Annotated in this window: 16 protein-coding genes; 7 read left to right on the top strand and 9 right to left on the bottom strand. The window is 57.0% G+C overall.

The annotated features are described in order from the left end of the window. Positions 1-57: 57 nt before the first annotated feature. Together QKE19_RS02805 and QKE19_RS02800 are read right to left on the bottom strand one after the other, a co-directional pair. The gene (locus QKE19_RS02805) at positions 58-366 is read right to left on the bottom strand and encodes a hypothetical protein (RefSeq protein WP_347890329.1); all 309 of its coding nucleotides are present in this window, start codon (positions 364-366) and stop codon (positions 58-60) included. A gap of 260 nt (positions 367-626) precedes the next feature. Further along, positions 627-902 carry an amphi-Trp domain-containing protein gene (locus QKE19_RS02800; RefSeq protein ID WP_347890328.1) on the bottom strand — a complete coding sequence of 92 codons (276 nt, stop codon included), beginning with the start codon at positions 900-902 and terminating at the stop codon, positions 627-629. A gap of 371 nt (positions 903-1,273) precedes the next feature. Between QKE19_RS02800 and QKE19_RS02795 the strand changes: the two genes are divergently transcribed. Next, positions 1,274-1,768, top strand: a complete 495-nt coding sequence (locus QKE19_RS02795) for a 2'-5' RNA ligase family protein (protein ID WP_347890327.1) — start codon at positions 1,274-1,276, stop codon at positions 1,766-1,768. A gap of 47 nt (positions 1,769-1,815) precedes the next feature. Here the strand turns inward: QKE19_RS02795 and QKE19_RS02790 are convergent, their stop codons facing one another. The 5 genes from QKE19_RS02790 to QKE19_RS02770 all read right to left on the bottom strand — a co-directional run bounded on the left by QKE19_RS02790 (position 1,816) and on the right by QKE19_RS02770 (position 7,181). Then, positions 1,816-2,700: a hypothetical protein gene (locus QKE19_RS02790; protein ID WP_347890325.1), complete on the bottom strand. Its 885-nt coding sequence runs from the start codon at positions 2,698-2,700 to the stop codon at positions 1,816-1,818. A 146-nt stretch (positions 2,701-2,846) separates the two neighbouring features. Beyond that, the gene (locus QKE19_RS02785; protein WP_224783735.1) at positions 2,847-4,019 is read right to left on the bottom strand and encodes an MFS transporter; all 1,173 of its coding nucleotides are present in this window, start codon (positions 4,017-4,019) and stop codon (positions 2,847-2,849) included. Positions 4,020-4,139: 120 nt separating this feature from the next. After that, entirely contained in the window at positions 4,140-4,664 is a 525-nt protein-coding gene (locus QKE19_RS02780) for a CBS domain-containing protein (RefSeq protein WP_049189374.1), read from the bottom strand. A gap of 295 nt (positions 4,665-4,959) precedes the next feature. Beyond that, on the bottom strand, positions 4,960-5,832 hold the full coding sequence (locus QKE19_RS02775) for a patatin family protein (protein ID WP_049192857.1): 873 nt from the start codon (positions 5,830-5,832) through the stop codon (positions 4,960-4,962). A 98-nt stretch (positions 5,833-5,930) separates the two neighbouring features. Beyond that, a complete protein-coding gene (locus QKE19_RS02770; protein ID WP_070602919.1) occupies positions 5,931-7,181 on the bottom strand; it encodes a glutaminase in 1,251 nt (416 codons plus the stop codon). A 152-nt stretch (positions 7,182-7,333) separates the two neighbouring features. Between QKE19_RS02770 and QKE19_RS02765 the strand changes: the two genes are divergently transcribed. Both QKE19_RS02765 and QKE19_RS02760 read left to right on the top strand, forming a co-directional pair. Continuing rightward, a complete protein-coding gene (locus QKE19_RS02765) occupies positions 7,334-8,767 on the top strand; it encodes a GuaB1 family IMP dehydrogenase-related protein (RefSeq protein ID WP_070859050.1) in 1,434 nt (477 codons plus the stop codon). A gap of 167 nt (positions 8,768-8,934) precedes the next feature. Next, a complete protein-coding gene (locus QKE19_RS02760) occupies positions 8,935-9,384 on the top strand; it encodes a YchJ family metal-binding protein (RefSeq protein WP_088611608.1) in 450 nt (149 codons plus the stop codon). Here the strand turns inward: QKE19_RS02760 and QKE19_RS02755 are convergent. Then, positions 9,381-10,334, bottom strand: coding sequence for a DUF808 domain-containing protein (locus tag QKE19_RS02755; RefSeq protein WP_069359251.1), 954 nt, complete (start codon positions 10,332-10,334; stop codon positions 9,381-9,383). The genes QKE19_RS02760 and QKE19_RS02755 overlap by 4 nt on opposite strands. A 171-nt stretch (positions 10,335-10,505) precedes the next feature. Here QKE19_RS02755 and QKE19_RS02750 point away from each other — a divergent pair, with 171 nt between their 5' ends. Further along, positions 10,506-11,213, top strand: a complete 708-nt coding sequence (locus QKE19_RS02750; RefSeq protein ID WP_016423140.1) for an isochorismatase family protein — start codon at positions 10,506-10,508, stop codon at positions 11,211-11,213. Between the two features lie 62 nt (positions 11,214-11,275). Here the strand turns inward: QKE19_RS02750 and QKE19_RS02745 are convergent, their stop codons facing one another. Continuing rightward, on the bottom strand, positions 11,276-11,830 hold the full coding sequence (locus tag QKE19_RS02745; RefSeq protein ID WP_069359250.1) for a gamma carbonic anhydrase family protein: 555 nt from the start codon (positions 11,828-11,830) through the stop codon (positions 11,276-11,278). A gap of 106 nt (positions 11,831-11,936) precedes the next feature. Between QKE19_RS02745 and QKE19_RS02740 the strand changes: the two genes are divergently transcribed. The 3 genes from QKE19_RS02740 to QKE19_RS02730 all read left to right on the top strand — a co-directional run bounded on the left by QKE19_RS02740 (position 11,937) and on the right by QKE19_RS02730 (position 13,929). Beyond that, positions 11,937-12,260: a putative quinol monooxygenase gene (locus QKE19_RS02740; RefSeq protein WP_038629105.1), complete on the top strand. Its 324-nt coding sequence runs from the start codon at positions 11,937-11,939 to the stop codon at positions 12,258-12,260. Next, the gene (locus QKE19_RS02735) at positions 12,260-12,877 is read left to right on the top strand and encodes a hypothetical protein (RefSeq protein ID WP_016423139.1); all 618 of its coding nucleotides are present in this window, start codon (positions 12,260-12,262) and stop codon (positions 12,875-12,877) included. The genes QKE19_RS02740 and QKE19_RS02735 overlap by 1 nt, the downstream gene beginning before the upstream one ends. A gap of 185 nt (positions 12,878-13,062) precedes the next feature. Further along, positions 13,063-13,929, top strand: a complete 867-nt coding sequence (locus QKE19_RS02730; RefSeq protein ID WP_016423138.1) for a 3-hydroxybutyryl-CoA dehydrogenase — start codon at positions 13,063-13,065, stop codon at positions 13,927-13,929. Positions 13,930-14,087 lie beyond the last annotated feature (158 nt).

The raw sequence follows: 14,087 nt of genomic DNA, 5'->3' as shown, positions 1-14,087 counted from the left end.
CGACACCGCTGCTCATAGGACGGGCCCGACGGCGGGCTGGGGGGGGGCGAGGGCCGGCTACCGGATCCGGGCTTTCGCGGCGACGAGCAGCAGGGCGGCGTGGTCGACTTCGCCGTTTTTGATCTCGCGATTGAGCTTGTGTAGCACCACGGGGCAGCGCAGGCAGCGGATGCCGGATTTGCAGCACTTCTTCTTCGGCGTCATTGCGGCCAGTTTGAAGGGGTCCTTGCCGGCGAGCTTTTTCGCGGCCTTGGCCTCGGCCTTCGAGTATTCGGGCAGGCGTAGCGAGGTCGTTGCCGCAGCTTTTTTCTTGGCTTTGGCGGCGTGCTTCTTCTTGCCCTTGTCGCCTTTCTTGCCCTTGGCCATGCGCGTTCCCTTCGTCGCGGATTTTCCCGAATTAGGTTAGCGTCGCCTCATGCGATGTGGGTAGGCGTGGGTGTATGGCGGGTGTATTCGGCGAGGTGCATGACGACCGACCAGGTTGTAGAGATTCTGCGCTATGTGCTCAAGGCGTAAAGCCTGCAGAATTAGAAGCCAAGACAAAAGGCGACTCCGGAAGACACTTCCGAAGTCGCCTTTTGCTCAGTCAATACTGCGCGGAACAAAACCGGGCAGCAGCAAGCCTGCTAGGAGATTGTGAAGCCAGATGCTGGTCCGGGTTTTTCAACGGGCTCGCCAGCCTCGTCGACCATCCAGTCGATTTCCAGCTCCAGCTCGCGCTCGATGCCAGCACGCTTTCGGGAATCGACGACTTCCATCGTGGTATTAAACGATGTCGGCATGGTCATCGTCACCGCGGACTCGCCAGTGCCGAGAGTCATTTCCCCGGCGCGGATGCGAGCTGCCAGCGTCTCCAGTAGATCCGCGAGCTCATCGCGGCTGAAGCTTGCCTTGCTCTTCACCAGCTTTTGATTCTTCGGGGGTGTAATTTTTTTAGGTTTCGGTGCCATGTCTTTACTTACCTTTCCAGCCGTGTAGGTATTTGTGCAGTGTGGAGAATCGGCCGTCACTCCACACTGTCTTTGAAGATGGTCTAGAAAGCTTTCAGGAAGCCTGTCTATCCCCATTATCCCAATAAAAAGTGGTTTTTACCGGGCTAAATAACAAGAGGCTAGAAATTTCTATAGGTAGGTTATAAATTGTGGAAAATCCCTACGCTATGCTCTGGGGTGCAAGGTCCTAAGTGCCTTAGGTGAGGAGCTCTAGTAACGGCGCCCTTGGGTAGCGCCTCAAACGTGTCGACCGACAGCAATAGGGGAGGAGTAAACGTCACATGGTGTCACCCGACAACATCCTGATGTACCTTCTGCCTGAGCAAGAGGCGCAGGTTAAAGAGATATTTGTGCAACTGGCAGAGCGTGGATTCCCGCAGCAGAATCAAAAGCCCCACATCACTGTCACCTTCGCACCGACCATGAGCCCGGAGGTAATCCAACGAGCAGCCGAAATTCTCCCACCGCTGATGCCTGCGGAATTCCGCAGGGTAGGAACGGTAGTGTTCGGCACAAAGAGTAAACAGACTGTCGCATGGTTATTAGAAACAAGCGATGAGCTGGAAGAAGCCGCTCGTGAGATCAGTCGTCTTAACCCTGAAGGTCGCGGCTCCCGCTGGATTCCGCACCTGACTATGGGGCTGCGAATCCCGCGGGATATGGTTCCCGGTTACGTCCGGGCTCTTGATGAACTAACAAGCCCGCACTTCAAAACTCTTAATGCACCACGCGCTGCGTTCTGGAGCCCCAAAGTGCAGGAATTAACGGAGTTTTAGCGCGCCGCACGCCGCAACTTTTCAAAAGCAGCGCAGCCAAGCGGCCACTAAGCGGCGTCCATAATCTTCTTTGCCTGGGCATCGAAGACCTCCAAGGCGCGCTTCTTTGCCGCTTCCTTGGACTCTGGGGTCGCCTGTGCAAGTTCCATCGGTTGTGTCGCATTTTCCGCGCCGGTTGATGGAACGTCTGGAATCGGGGCAGCGGACACCATCACCATCACGCCATTGACAACGCCGACAATGTCGTAGCTGGTGGCATCAGTATTAGTGCCACCGGAGCTAATGTCCACAACTGTCGCGTGTGCAGTGAGCTCATCTGGCTTGACGGAAAGATCCGGCTCCCACTTTTCCCGGTGCATTTTCATGGTGGTTGTCATATCCATGTCATTGAGCATCTCCTGCGCCTCAGGAGGAAGTTCCTGGCCTTCCATGGATTCGTTTACGAGGTCGGAAGCATCCATCGAAGCGGTCACCTCAGAGCACTTGTTAAGAACATCTGTGTACTCCTGGTAGGTCTGAGGGTTCTTCAATACTGAGACAGCGATGGTGACCTTTTCCGCGTCCAAATTAGCGAAAGAACTGACAGCTCGCTCCAATTCTTCCGTTGGCTTGATGAAAGTGGCACATTCGGCCGGCTCTATATCTAAAGAATCCTCCGAAAACATCTCCATTGCGTCCTTGTACCCATTAATCCTGTTGTTGGAGAAGTCCACACCTTGAACTTCATTAGTGAGCAGGAGGTGATCTTCGGCTGCAGCTGGAGCTGACCCGTCTGCCTTCGTCATCTTGCTGGTCGACTCTTTGCCTGCCTCGCCACCGGCATTGCTGCTTTCTTCCCCCGAGCCGCATGCGGTGAGCAGGGCGGCGCTTGTACAACCTGCGACGACGGTTGTCGCAATTTTCTTCCACATTCCAGAGCTGCGCTGCTTCATGATTCCTCATTCCATCGAGCTGAATTTCAACAACCTATGCAACCTGCTCAGATGTCCTGAGCCGGAGCCAATATTTTGTGAAAGAAAGAATACAAGAGCTCGCCTCGGCACGCTTCCCAAAAACAAGAATTTCAGTCGCGTCTGCTTTACGACGCTCCGTCGGACCTCACCGCAGACTGTGCAACCTTTGCCACGGGATACGTGGATACCAACGCAACAATCGCACCGAAGATGAAAACGGGCACGAATCCGAATTTCGGTGCTGCGAAAGAAATAACAAAAGGGGCGAAGAAACCAACATAGGTCAGCGAATAGTAAATAGCGGTGGCAGCACCCAACTCGGCTGGCGGTGCGATAATTTGCACTTCGCGGAGGCCGGAGACCATCATCACGCCGTACGCGGCACCGAGAGCCAGGGCAGCGGGGAAAACGCTCCACACATTCTGGGTGAGTGCGACGATGAGGCTGAGCAGCATTCCGACCGTCGTTAAGCCAAGACCGAAAATAGCTGGCGGGATAAAGCTGCTGGAACTGATGCGAGTGACCAGTGGTTGCACCAGAACACCGGTGCCCATCGTAAGGCAGGCGATGAGTCCTGCGAAGGCGATGGGGTAGCGGGATTCGGCGATTGTCGGCAGGACGACGAAGGATGTGCATGCAGCACCGAAGACCCACGGTGCCCAAGCGGCGACTGCCCACAGGAACCTCGGGCTTAGAGTGGCGGAGGAGAAGAACCGTTGCGGAGAGTCGCTGTGCCCTGCCGCCGGTAATCCGCCGGAGGCGTTCCATGTCGGTGGTGCGATAAAAAGCAGCAGTGCGAGATGAACAAGATAGGGGATGACGTCGGGGCGGGGAGCAAACTCCGCGACCAGCCCTGAAGCCAGTGGGCCGAGGGAGAATCCAGCGGAGAGTGCAACGGTTGCGCGCCGGGCAGAAATTTGAGGTGCGACGGGCGCAATTTCTTTGATCCACGAGGCACCGGCGGCCATTACCATGCCCATCGAAATGCCGATGATAAGACGTCCTACCAGAAGTGATGGGAAGTGGAACCAGATGCCGGTGAGTAGGACGGCTGAGCCAACGACAGAGGTTATGAGTGCAGGCCGGATGATGGCGCGACGGCCGAGCCGGTCGGAAAGTGGGCCGCAGATGAGTAGCGCGGGGATGAGTCCTGCGACGTAGATGGCGAAGAGAAAGGTGACCTGGGACTGGTTGAGAGCATCGGTTATTCGATACGCGGGCAAGAGTGGTGCGAAGAGGTTGGCTCCAAACGCAACCGCGAACATGCCCAGGGCTACCCGAATCCAGTCTCGTATCACGGTTGCCTCCTGAGGGCTCTCATCTGTGGGGATAGAACAGTGTGGTAACAACAATAGGCCAGCTAACAAACGCTAGCTGGCCTATTGAGTCACTCGGGTCGTCTACCCAAGTTAGTCGCCCTAGTTATTGGCGGCGCCGAAGAACGCGGTAATCGGCGAGAAGAATCCCTTGGACTTCTTTGACTTCTTAGCTGCCTTTGTCCTGCCAAGAATGCGCTCAGAGATGCGGTCGGTGAGGACACCTACCAGCTTGCCGCTGCGGACGACGGGCAGCTCGCTGAGGGGCCCGTCAATAAGCTGGCGAGCCCTGATTGCAGCTGGATCCTCGGGCTTGACAAAGACCTTCACCGGGGCGCCGACGGTGTTCATGTAGGCATCGCGGTCGGCGTACTCACGGAGTTCCTTCAGCGTAATATCGCTGGTCAGGTAGCCTTCATCGTCGACGAGGAAGACACAGGTATCGTCATCGAGACCAGCAAATTCGGCTGCGTAGGTGCTCAGTGCCTCACCGACAGTGATGTCCTCCGGCAGCGCAATGTAAGAATCCGTCATGTGCATGCTTACGGTGTCAGGCAGGAGGCTGTACGGGCTGATTGAAGATTTCGGCTTGAAGAAGTTGGCGATGGTGTTCTGTGTCTGTGTCATTGTGGATCCTTTTCCAGGTATCCCAGCTCCTTTGCTAGGAGGGAATTTCTGTTGATTGAAAAATTATGGCTCCCCGCCTAAGAGTGTTGGCAATGTAATGCCGTAACTAAAGGTGGCCACTTGAGATGGAACCTTGCTTCGAGAGGCTTTCGAAACTCTCGATGAAGTGCAGGGTAGCGGCCTATGTGGATATAGGAGCCTTACCTAACGAGGTTGTTCGCTACGCAAAGGTTAACACAAGGTTACGTACACAGTAAAGAGGAATGAACGAAAAGCTTCCTAAAGGTGGCGGAAGTTATAAGCCCATGAACTCTCGAATTGCTGGCCACTCGGCATCGGCTTGCGCCCGGCCGAGCTCGTAGTTGTGCAGCAGCTTCGACCGCCTCCGCTCCGCCTTTGTGATGCTCATGTTATTGGCGTAGAAAACATATGCTTGGCCTTTTCGTTCAAGCTCAGCAGCCCAATCGAGAGAAGCGTTGTAGCGCTCGTGTCTAGTGATAAGCAGCTCAGCCACCACCGGGTTACTGCGGAAAATCTGGCGCAGTAGCTGTGGGCGCTTAGGGGCGGTGCGGCGGAATCCCTTCGGGCGAGTCAGAACGATGAGGAACTTCTTGAAACCATCTGCTTCGGCGGCATTAATGGGAATGCCACCTGATGATCCCAGTGCACCGTCGACGAACGGAACGCCATCAATATAGGGCATACGCATGACACCCGGAATCGTCGAACTGGCGCGAGTGTACTTCATCAGCGTAGGTAGATCTGGGATATCGTCTGGCCCCCAGTTGATGGTCTCGCCCGTATCCGCTCGGACAGCAGAAATCCGGTAGGGAGTTGGATTGTTCTTAAAAGTCTCGTAATCCAGGGGCATGGCGCCGTCGGGAAGTCCCGCGTCTTCGTAGATGTACTCGGCATCGAAGTAGCCGCGTCCGCGCAACATTGGGCGCCAGCCACTGCTGTCCGGCTGCGCGATGAAGTCAGTGAAGCTATTTATAGAGCGCTGGATATCCCGGGAAAGGTAATTGACCACGTGAGAGGCGCCGGCGCTTACGCCACCGACCCAGCCGACATCGATGCCCTCGCGAAGTAACCGTTCGACGAAAGGTGCCGTGTAACTATTGCGAGTCCCTCCACCCTCGAAGACTAATGCTACATCGCTGACCTGCATTTACATCCCTCCGGTTGTTCTCGCGCTGCTGCTTTTCGGGCGTTACGATCGTTCAAGACTACCCGAACGTCACCATATTGGATTTCGGTTAGCGTAGTTTACGGCGCATCCTGGAGGATGACCGGCAGCAGCCCCTCGCCCATATCTGGGTTAGGCAGTACGCCCTCCGGGTCGTAGAACAAGATCTCCTTGCCCTCGTGGCTCAGACGTCGCATCGCTTCCAGAATCAACGTGCGTCCCACCGGGTTGACAACGCCAACGCGGCTGACGTCGAAGACAACTTCGCTTTCCGACGGTGTGGAAGTCGCCAACCTGTTGAGAATGATCTCGGCCGCAGTGAAGTTGACTGGGCCCTGAATCTCGATGATCGAGCGGCCATTGCTGACGCGTGTACCGCGCAGCGCACGCGAACCAATCGCATCGGCATCCATGAGATGAAGACCCAAATCTTCGGAGAGCTTCCGGAAGATGGCAATGCTGCGGACGCTGTTGCCGTGGTCGTTCAATCGCGGCGAAAAGGCTGCGAGACCCGCCTGTCCAGGCAGCGCTCCCAGCAAGCCGCCGGCGACACCGCTCTTGGCGGGAATCCCGACCTCGGTAAACCATTCACCGGCCTCGTCATACATGCCGGCAATAGCCATCACGGACAAGACTCTGCGAACAACCGAGCGGCCGAGCACAGTCTGATTGGTGACCGGGTTAACGCCACCGTTGGCCAACACTGCGGTCATCATGGCGACATCGCGAGTGTTGACCAGCACGGAGCACTGTGCGGTGTAGCCGCGGACAGCATCGTGGGGCGTGGTTTCGATGAAACCGTAAGCTGCCAGCATATGTGCGATGGACATGTTTCGATGGGCAGTGTCCATTTCGCTTTCATAGGCATCGTAGTCAACGCGGAGCTTACGGCCAGCCAAAGTCGAGAGAAGCTCCACCATGTGCTTGGTGCGAGTCTTCCAGTTGGCACCTGGCTGGCATATGAACTGGTTGATGGCCAGTGCGCCGACATTAATCATCGGATTCTTTGGTCGGTGCGTGCCCTGCTCCAGCGACAGCTCGTTGAATGCCTCACCGGAAGGTTCGGTGCCCACAATGCTGTCGATTTTGTCTGTGCCGTGCTCGGTGATGGCTGCGGCATAAGCGAAGGGCTTGGACATCGATTGAATGGTGAATTCAGCATCGGTGTCGCCAGCGGTATAGGTGCGCCCTGACACGGTGGTCATAGCAAGGGCCAGGCGGTCGGGATTAGCTTGGGCAAGGGTGGGAATATAGTCCGCTACCTCGCCAGACTCATCGGGGCGGACGGATTCGACGATTTCGGACAGATAATCTTTGATCGGCGTTTTCATCAGATTTTGCTAAGCATCTTTCCTGGGCTGAAAAATCCCGGTTGAGTCAATGGAGTCCCGTTCGAACCTACACCAGGCGAGGTCAGCCACTGATGCTCACCTCTGCGCACTCTCACCGTGCGTGCGGGAAGAATCGGCATATCCTTGGGTGTGTGAAATTCCTCAACAATCAGTCCGCGCCCTACGAGTTGACCTACAGCGATGTCTTCATGGTGCCGTCAAAGTCATCCGTCGGCTCTCGCATGGGTGTCGATTTGGCCACCAATGATGGCACCGGCACAACCATTCCGATTGTCGTCTCCAATATGACGGCCATCTCCGGTCGCCGGATGGCCGAAACCACCGCTCGCCGAGGCGGAATTGCCATCCTGCCGCAGGACGTCCCAGCTGACATTGCTGCTGAGACCATCCGCAAGGTCAAGTCCGCTGGGCTGGTTTTCGACACTCCAATCGTCGTCAAGCCTCACCACACCGCGGGGTATGCGCGCCATCTTCTGCCGAAGCGCGCGCACGGTGCGGCAGTGGTGGTGGAAGACAACAAACCGGTTGGTCTGATTACCGGCCGTGACCTGGCGGGCGTTGACAACTTTGCGCAGGTGGGGACGCTCATGTCCACTTCGCTATTTACGCTTCCGGCCGATATTGAGCCCCGTGACGCTTTCGACCAGCTCACTGCTTCCGGGCGCAAACTCGCTCCGGTGGTGGACGCCGATGGCGCGCTGGTGGGTATTCTCACGCGTAAGGGCGCGCTGCGTGCGACGCTTTACAAGCCGGCTGTCGACGCGGAGGGTAAGCTGCGCGTCGGTGCGGCGCTCGGCATCAACGGTGATGTTGAAGGGCGCGCGAAGACACTGCTCGACGCAGGTGCCGACGTGCTCGTTGTCGATACCGCCCACGGTCATCAGGAATCGATGCTCCATGCTTTACGACGAGTCCGCGCGCTCAACCCACCTGTGCCAATTGCCGCTGGCAATGTCGTGACCGCCGATGGTGTTCGCGACCTAGCGGAGGCGGGAGCCGACATTATTAAGGTCGGCGTCGGTCCGGGTGCGATGTGCACAACCCGAATGCAGACCGGAGTTGGGCGTCCACAGTTCTCCGCCGTGCTCGAATGCGCTGCAGCCGCCCGTGGATGCGGCGTGCATGTCTGGGCTGACGGTGGGGTGAAGGATCCTCGCGATGTTGCGCTTGCGTTGGCTGCGGGTGCGTCCAACGTGATGATTGGCTCGTGGTTTGCCGGTACTTTCGAGTCCCCAGGTGATGTCCAAAAGGACGTCGACGGGCGCATGTTCAAGGAGTCGTTTGGCATGGCTTCACACCGTGCAGTGGAGAGCCGAAATGCACAGGTAGAGGCCTTTGAGAAGGCCCGGCGTGAAATGTTCGAAGAGGGTATCTCGACTGCGAAAATCTACCTGGAGCCCGGCCGCGAAGGTGTGGAGGACCAGATCGATCGCATTATCTCGGGTGTACGTTCTTCGTTCACATACGCGGGTTCGGCCACCATCGAGCAGTTCGCTGAGCGGGCAGTGGTGGGAATTCAATCCGCTGCGGGCTTTGCGGAAGGAATGCCGAGGGCGACGCGGTAGCCGTCGTCAAGCCTCTCGGGGCTAAGCCGACTAGCGGTGCTGCGGGCCAATTGGTAGGTATGTAAAGACGTTGTTAGGACGTGTTTAGTACCACGTGCGAGATTGGGGAGGGGCTGGCGATTATGGGTCGGCAGGTAAGAGAAAATAGTGCTGTAACGGAGTCTGGATTGGTAGCAGGAAACGGTGCTAGAGCAGGAAGCGGGAACGCATTTTTCGCTCGCGCCCGCGTTACTGATTCCGATTTGTGCCCGTGTGGTGGGGGACTCTACGGGCAGTGCTGTGGCCCGCTGCACCGCGGTGAGCGGGAGGCGGTGACCGCAGCTGAGCTGATGGCAGCGAGGTACAGCGCTTACGCTGCCCACGAGGCGGATTACATCTGGCGGACGTGGCATCCGCGCTACCGCCCGGAAGTTATCAATGTCGATGACGGTGTGGAATGGGAAGGACTCACCATCATCAACGCTGTCGATGGCGGCGAGGATGACCGCGAAGGCATCGTGGAATTTGAAGCGGCTTTTCATGACCATGACGGTGTCGGTACGATGCACGAGCGTTCCCGTTTTGTTCGGCGTGCGCGACGTTGGGTCTACGTCGACGGCGAGGTCACGTACTCCTAAGCATCAGACTTGTTGTGCTTGCCGTGGCCGAATGGCAGCACGGCGACAATCGCCACAATGATTGCACCCCAGATGGTGCCGAAAATCAGTGAGCCGGTGGTATTGGCCAACCAGCCGAGGAAGCCGCCGGTAAACAGCTGCTCAAGGTTGTGGACCAGCTGGTAGGGGAGATGCCAGCCCAGCTCGTCGAGGCCGACCACCATGATGTGGCCACCGACCCACAACATGGCAAACGTGCCGATAATGCCGATCGTGTTCAGAACGATTGGCATGGCTTTGACCAGTGCCGTACCAAACTTGCTGATACCGGCTGACTTCTTGGACTGCAGGTGCAGGCCAATGTCATCAATCTTGACCAAGAGGCCCACCACGCCGTAGACCGCAAGCGTGATGATGAGTGCGACCACAATAAGAATCAGCGCGCGATTGAGCAGCGGCTGATCAGCGACCTCATTGAGAGAAATCACCATGATTTCCGCAGAGAGAATCAAGTCTGTGAAAATTGCAGACTTCACCAGCGAATCTTCATTCTGTGGTGTGCGGTTGGTCGCCGCCTCTATCCGCTCCTGCTCAGTCTGATCGGGAGAGATTCGGTGCTTAATCTTCTCCCAGACCTTTTCCATGCCCTCAAAGCACAGGTAGGAGCCACCGAGCATCAAAATCGGCGTCAGCGCCCAGGGCAGAAACTGACTTAGCAGCAATGCAATCGGCAGAATAATGACAATTTTATTGACCAAGGAGCCCTTGGCGATACGCCAAATAATCGGCAGCTCGCGTTTCGGCGAGACACCCTCGACGAATTTAGGTGTCACCGCAGCGTCGTCAACCACAACACCGGCGGCTTTAGCGCTAGCTTTGCCGGCCGCAGCCGCAATATCGTCTGTTGTTGCCGCTGCAGCACGTGCAATCGTGGCAACGTCGTCAAGCAGCGCGACAAGTCCGCCTGCCATAAAAACCTCCCGTATTGGAGGACGCGACCAGGAGCCGTCGTCGTACCAAAGAATTACCGGAGCAATTTTAACCGCTTTCCCGGATTGACTCTGTGTTGTCGGTAGGGCGTCGATGTCCGGTCGATAGTTCACGTGCTCCTCTGAACGTGGGCACGTGGCAAGATATAGGCCATGAACGCTTCCTTCTCCGAAATCTACCGACAGGTCAATGCGGACAACTCGGACAACGCTGGCACCGAGGCAGACACCAGCAATGACGCCCACTCCGAGGAACAGCAGCGCCCGGCGCGTCCCCGCATGGCACTGGTAGTCGTCGACGCTCAGAATGATTTTTCCGCGGGTGGCGCACTTGCCGTCGACGGTGCTGAGGCAGCGTACACCGCTACATATCTGCATGTTGCGGGCACAGCTAACAAGTACTCGGTTCTTGCGACCACCCGTGACAATCACATCGACCCAGGCACGCACTTCTCTGAAACCCCGGATTTCGTCGATACCTGGCCGAAACACTGTGTTGCAGGTACCCCGGGCGCAGAGATTCACCCCGGCATGCAGCGCGCCATCGCGTTTTTTGAGCAGCTCAACCCCGCTGCTGTGCGTATCGATGTCACAAAAGGGGAGTACGCCGCCGCCTACTCCGGTTTCGAGGGAACAACGGAGGCTGGCGTTTCGCTTGCCGACGCTCTCCGCGCCTCTGACATCGAAGAAATCGATGTGGTGGGAGTTGCGACTGACCACTGCGTCCGCGCCACAGTGCTCGATGGCCTCAAGGAGGGCTTTTCCGTTCGTGTTCTGAGTAATCAGGTCGCGGCGGTGGACCCGGAGCGCGGCAAGGCTGCACTAGCGGAATTGGCCGCGGCGGGTGCGACTGTGGTGTAGTGCGGCGACGTTAAGCGTCAAATAATCCGCCTAGCCGCTTAACTAGGCGCCTCGGCAGCCGCCTAGTTAAAAGTCACCATATCCAGGTCGACCTCGCGGAGGTGGCGGTGGTTGGACGCTGTTTCCACATAACGCCCTGCATGGGCGATGAAGCCCTCTGCTTCCTCGGCGGAGAGTTCACGACGCACCTTGGCGGGAACGCCTGCAGCCAGCGACCTGGGGGCGATAATCTGATCTTCCAACACCACGGCACCTGCAGCAATGAGGCTGCCAGCGCCGATACGGGAACGCGAAAGCAGGGTGGACTTCATGCCGATGAGGCAACCATTTTCAACCGTGGTGCCGTGGACCAAGGCCATGTGTCCGACGGTGACATCATCGCCGAGAATCGTGGGCACGCCTCGGTCGACATGGACTGTGGAGTTGTCCTGAATATTGGTGCGCTGGCCGATGCGGATTGGTGCGACGTCTCCTCGGAGAACAGAACCGTAGAACACGGAGCTATCCGCACCGATTTCGACATCACCGATAATGACCGCGCCGGGCGCAATCCAGGCGCTGGAATGAATGCGTGGGGTCTTATCTTGGTAGGTGAGAATGAGCGGAGTGTTCATCATACAAACCAATATAACTGTCACCTGAGGTCAGCGTAAGAAAAATTCTCAGCGAAACTCTATTCGTCGAAGGGTGCAATTCTGCTTGGACGCGCCTACAGTGGGCGACATGATTTTTATCGTTGTGAATTACCAAGTTAAGCCGGAGTTTGCCGACGAATGGATGGACCACGTCGCTGAGTTCACCGCTGCCACCCGCGCAGAGGCTGGCAACAAGTGGTTTGAATGGTCCCGCAGCGTAGAAGACCCCAACCAGTACATCCTCGTCGAGGCATTCGATGATGACGCTGGTGAAGCCCACGTCAATTCCGAGCACTTCGCCAAGGGGCTGGAGGCGATGAAGCCGCTGCTCGCTGAGACCCCGAAGATTGTCTCGCAGGTACTGCCAGATAAGCAGGACTGGGATCGCATGGGCGAGCTGCAGGTCGACTAATGTCCTCAGACACCTTTCGCGATAGCGCAGCCGCTTCCAGCAGGGAGACCTATTCTCTGATTGGGCGTGGCCTGCGTATTAGCTCCGCTGTGCTGGCCTCTGCTCTCGTCGTTGGTCTCAGTGCTTGTGGGGATAGCGATGAGGCAGCCCTGGAGAGCAACCAGAATCAGACAAGCCAGGAGCAGAGTGCTGTTGCCTCAACCGCCGCCATTCGGGATAACTTGGCTCAGCTGGCGGCAGATACTGCGGCGCTGAAGACAGCATCGCAGACGCTGATTGCAAAGGAATCGGTTTCGGAAGAGACTCGAAAGATTGCGCAGCAGGCGGAACCAATCTTTGCTGAAGAGGAAGCGCAGCTAGTCAAGACTCTCGGTGTCGATGTTGATCCGTCGGAGACCAAGCTCGACACCGCCACCATGACTCGCCTCGAGAACGAGGAGGGGCCACACGCAGATATGGCTTATCTGACGTTGATGGAAGGCAGCCTGGATAAGATGCTCGGACAGTGGGAAGAGCTGGAAAAGCATGGCGGAAACGACCTGAAAGAGTTGGCACGCTCTTCTCAGCAGCAGCTGGAAGATATTCAGCAGGCGCTGGAAAAACGTATGCAGTACTAGCCGCTGCCCAAAGCTCGTGGGGGGAAATTCAAGTAAAAAGTCCTGCAAAGCGTGCCCGGGGAACCGGGGAAGTGAGTAGCGTGTAAATAAAGCCAGTGCGCTGTGATCGTCGTCAAGCGAATGCGCACTCGGATGAAGCACAATGCTGGCTAATAACCCAGAGTAGAAGGTAGGAAAACACGCCAATGGCAAATAGTATCTCGCGAGTAGGTATCGTCGGCGCCGGTCAGATGGGCTCCGGAATTATTGAGGTCTGTGCGAAGGCCGGTAGCGATGTCAAGGTCTGGGAGGCCAAGGAGGAGTTCCTTGAGTCCGGCCGCGCCCGTATTGAAAAGTCGCTGGATAAGGCCGTTTCCCGTGGCAAGCTAGAGCAGTCTGCACGTGATGAGATTCTGGGGCGTATTAGCTTCACCACCAAGCTGGAAGACTTCGCTGACCGTGAGCTGGTCATCGAGGCCATCGTGGAGAACCCAGAAGTAAAGGCCAGCGTATTCTCGCAGCTCGATGAAATTGTTGAGTCGGAAGATGCCATCCTGGCTTCCAACACCTCCTCGCTGCCGATTCAGTCCATTGCTGCAGCCACCAAGCGCCCGGAGCGCGTCATGGGTCTGCACTTCTTCAACCCGGTTCCGGTTCTGCCTCTGGTAGAGCATGTCGTTACTCTGACGACCGGTGATGTTCAGTCGGAGCGTGCGTACGAGTACGCTTCCGAGGCGCTGGGCAAGACCGTCATTCGCGCTAAGGATCGCTCGGGCTTCATTGTTAACGCCCTGCTGGTTCCGTACATCCTCGGCGCTATTCGCATGCTGCAGGACGGCATTGCTACTGCAGAAGACATCGATGCCGGAATGGTCAATGGCTGTGCGCACCCGATGGGTCCGCTGACTCTGGCCGACATGGTTGGTCTGGACACCATCAAGTTCATTGCCGATGCCATGTTCGATGAGTACAAGGAGCCGACTTACGCGGCACCTCCACTGCTCAAGCGCATGGTTGAGGCGGGTCACTTCGGCCGCAAGTCCGGCCGTGGCTTCTACGACTACTCCAAGTAGTCCACGCTTTTAGCCCCGTTTGGGGCGAGTATTGAGTTCTTACCGGTTGACGGGCGTTTCTCCCGCCAACCGGTTTCTTTTATGCATTTATCAGTGAAAACCCGGAGTCTGAGGGGGAAAGCTCCCACGATCGGCGCTAGCATTTTGAAAACTTGTTT

The organism is Corynebacterium sp. c8Ua_99, assembly GCF_039907185.1.
GTDB classification, from domain to species: Bacteria; Actinomycetota; Actinomycetes; order Mycobacteriales; family Mycobacteriaceae; genus Corynebacterium; species Corynebacterium jeikeium_D.
This window is presented reverse-complemented; position numbering and strand designations above follow the sequence as displayed.

What these genes read in the sequence shown, in the direction of transcription:
- QKE19_RS02805 (WP_347890329.1), bottom strand. Translation starts at nt 366, where the DNA reads ATGGCCAAGGGCAAGAAAGGCGACAAGGGCAAGAAGAAGCACGCCGCC.
- QKE19_RS02795 (WP_347890327.1), top strand. Translation starts at nt 1,274, where the DNA reads ATGGTGTCACCCGACAACATCCTGATGTACCTTCTGCCTGAGCAAGAG.
- QKE19_RS02790 (WP_347890325.1), bottom strand. Translation starts at nt 2,700, where the DNA reads ATGAAGCAGCGCAGCTCTGGAATGTGGAAGAAAATTGCGACAACCGTC.
- QKE19_RS02780 (WP_049189374.1), bottom strand. Translation starts at nt 4,664, where the DNA reads ATGACACAGACACAGAACACCATCGCCAACTTCTTCAAGCCGAAATCT.
- QKE19_RS02775 (WP_049192857.1), bottom strand. Translation starts at nt 5,832, where the DNA reads ATGCAGGTCAGCGATGTAGCATTAGTCTTCGAGGGTGGAGGGACTCGC.
- QKE19_RS02770 (WP_070602919.1), bottom strand. Translation starts at nt 7,181, where the DNA reads ATGAAAACGCCGATCAAAGATTATCTGTCCGAAATCGTCGAATCCGTC.
- QKE19_RS02755 (WP_069359251.1), bottom strand. Translation starts at nt 10,334, where the DNA reads ATGGCAGGCGGACTTGTCGCGCTGCTTGACGACGTTGCCACGATTGCA.
- QKE19_RS02750 (WP_016423140.1), top strand. Translation starts at nt 10,506, where the DNA reads ATGAACGCTTCCTTCTCCGAAATCTACCGACAGGTCAATGCGGACAAC.
- QKE19_RS02745 (WP_069359250.1), bottom strand. Translation starts at nt 11,830, where the DNA reads ATGATGAACACTCCGCTCATTCTCACCTACCAAGATAAGACCCCACGC.
- QKE19_RS02740 (WP_038629105.1), top strand. Translation starts at nt 11,937, where the DNA reads ATGATTTTTATCGTTGTGAATTACCAAGTTAAGCCGGAGTTTGCCGAC.
- QKE19_RS02735 (WP_016423139.1), top strand. Translation starts at nt 12,260, where the DNA reads ATGTCCTCAGACACCTTTCGCGATAGCGCAGCCGCTTCCAGCAGGGAG.
- QKE19_RS02730 (WP_016423138.1), top strand. Translation starts at nt 13,063, where the DNA reads ATGGCAAATAGTATCTCGCGAGTAGGTATCGTCGGCGCCGGTCAGATG.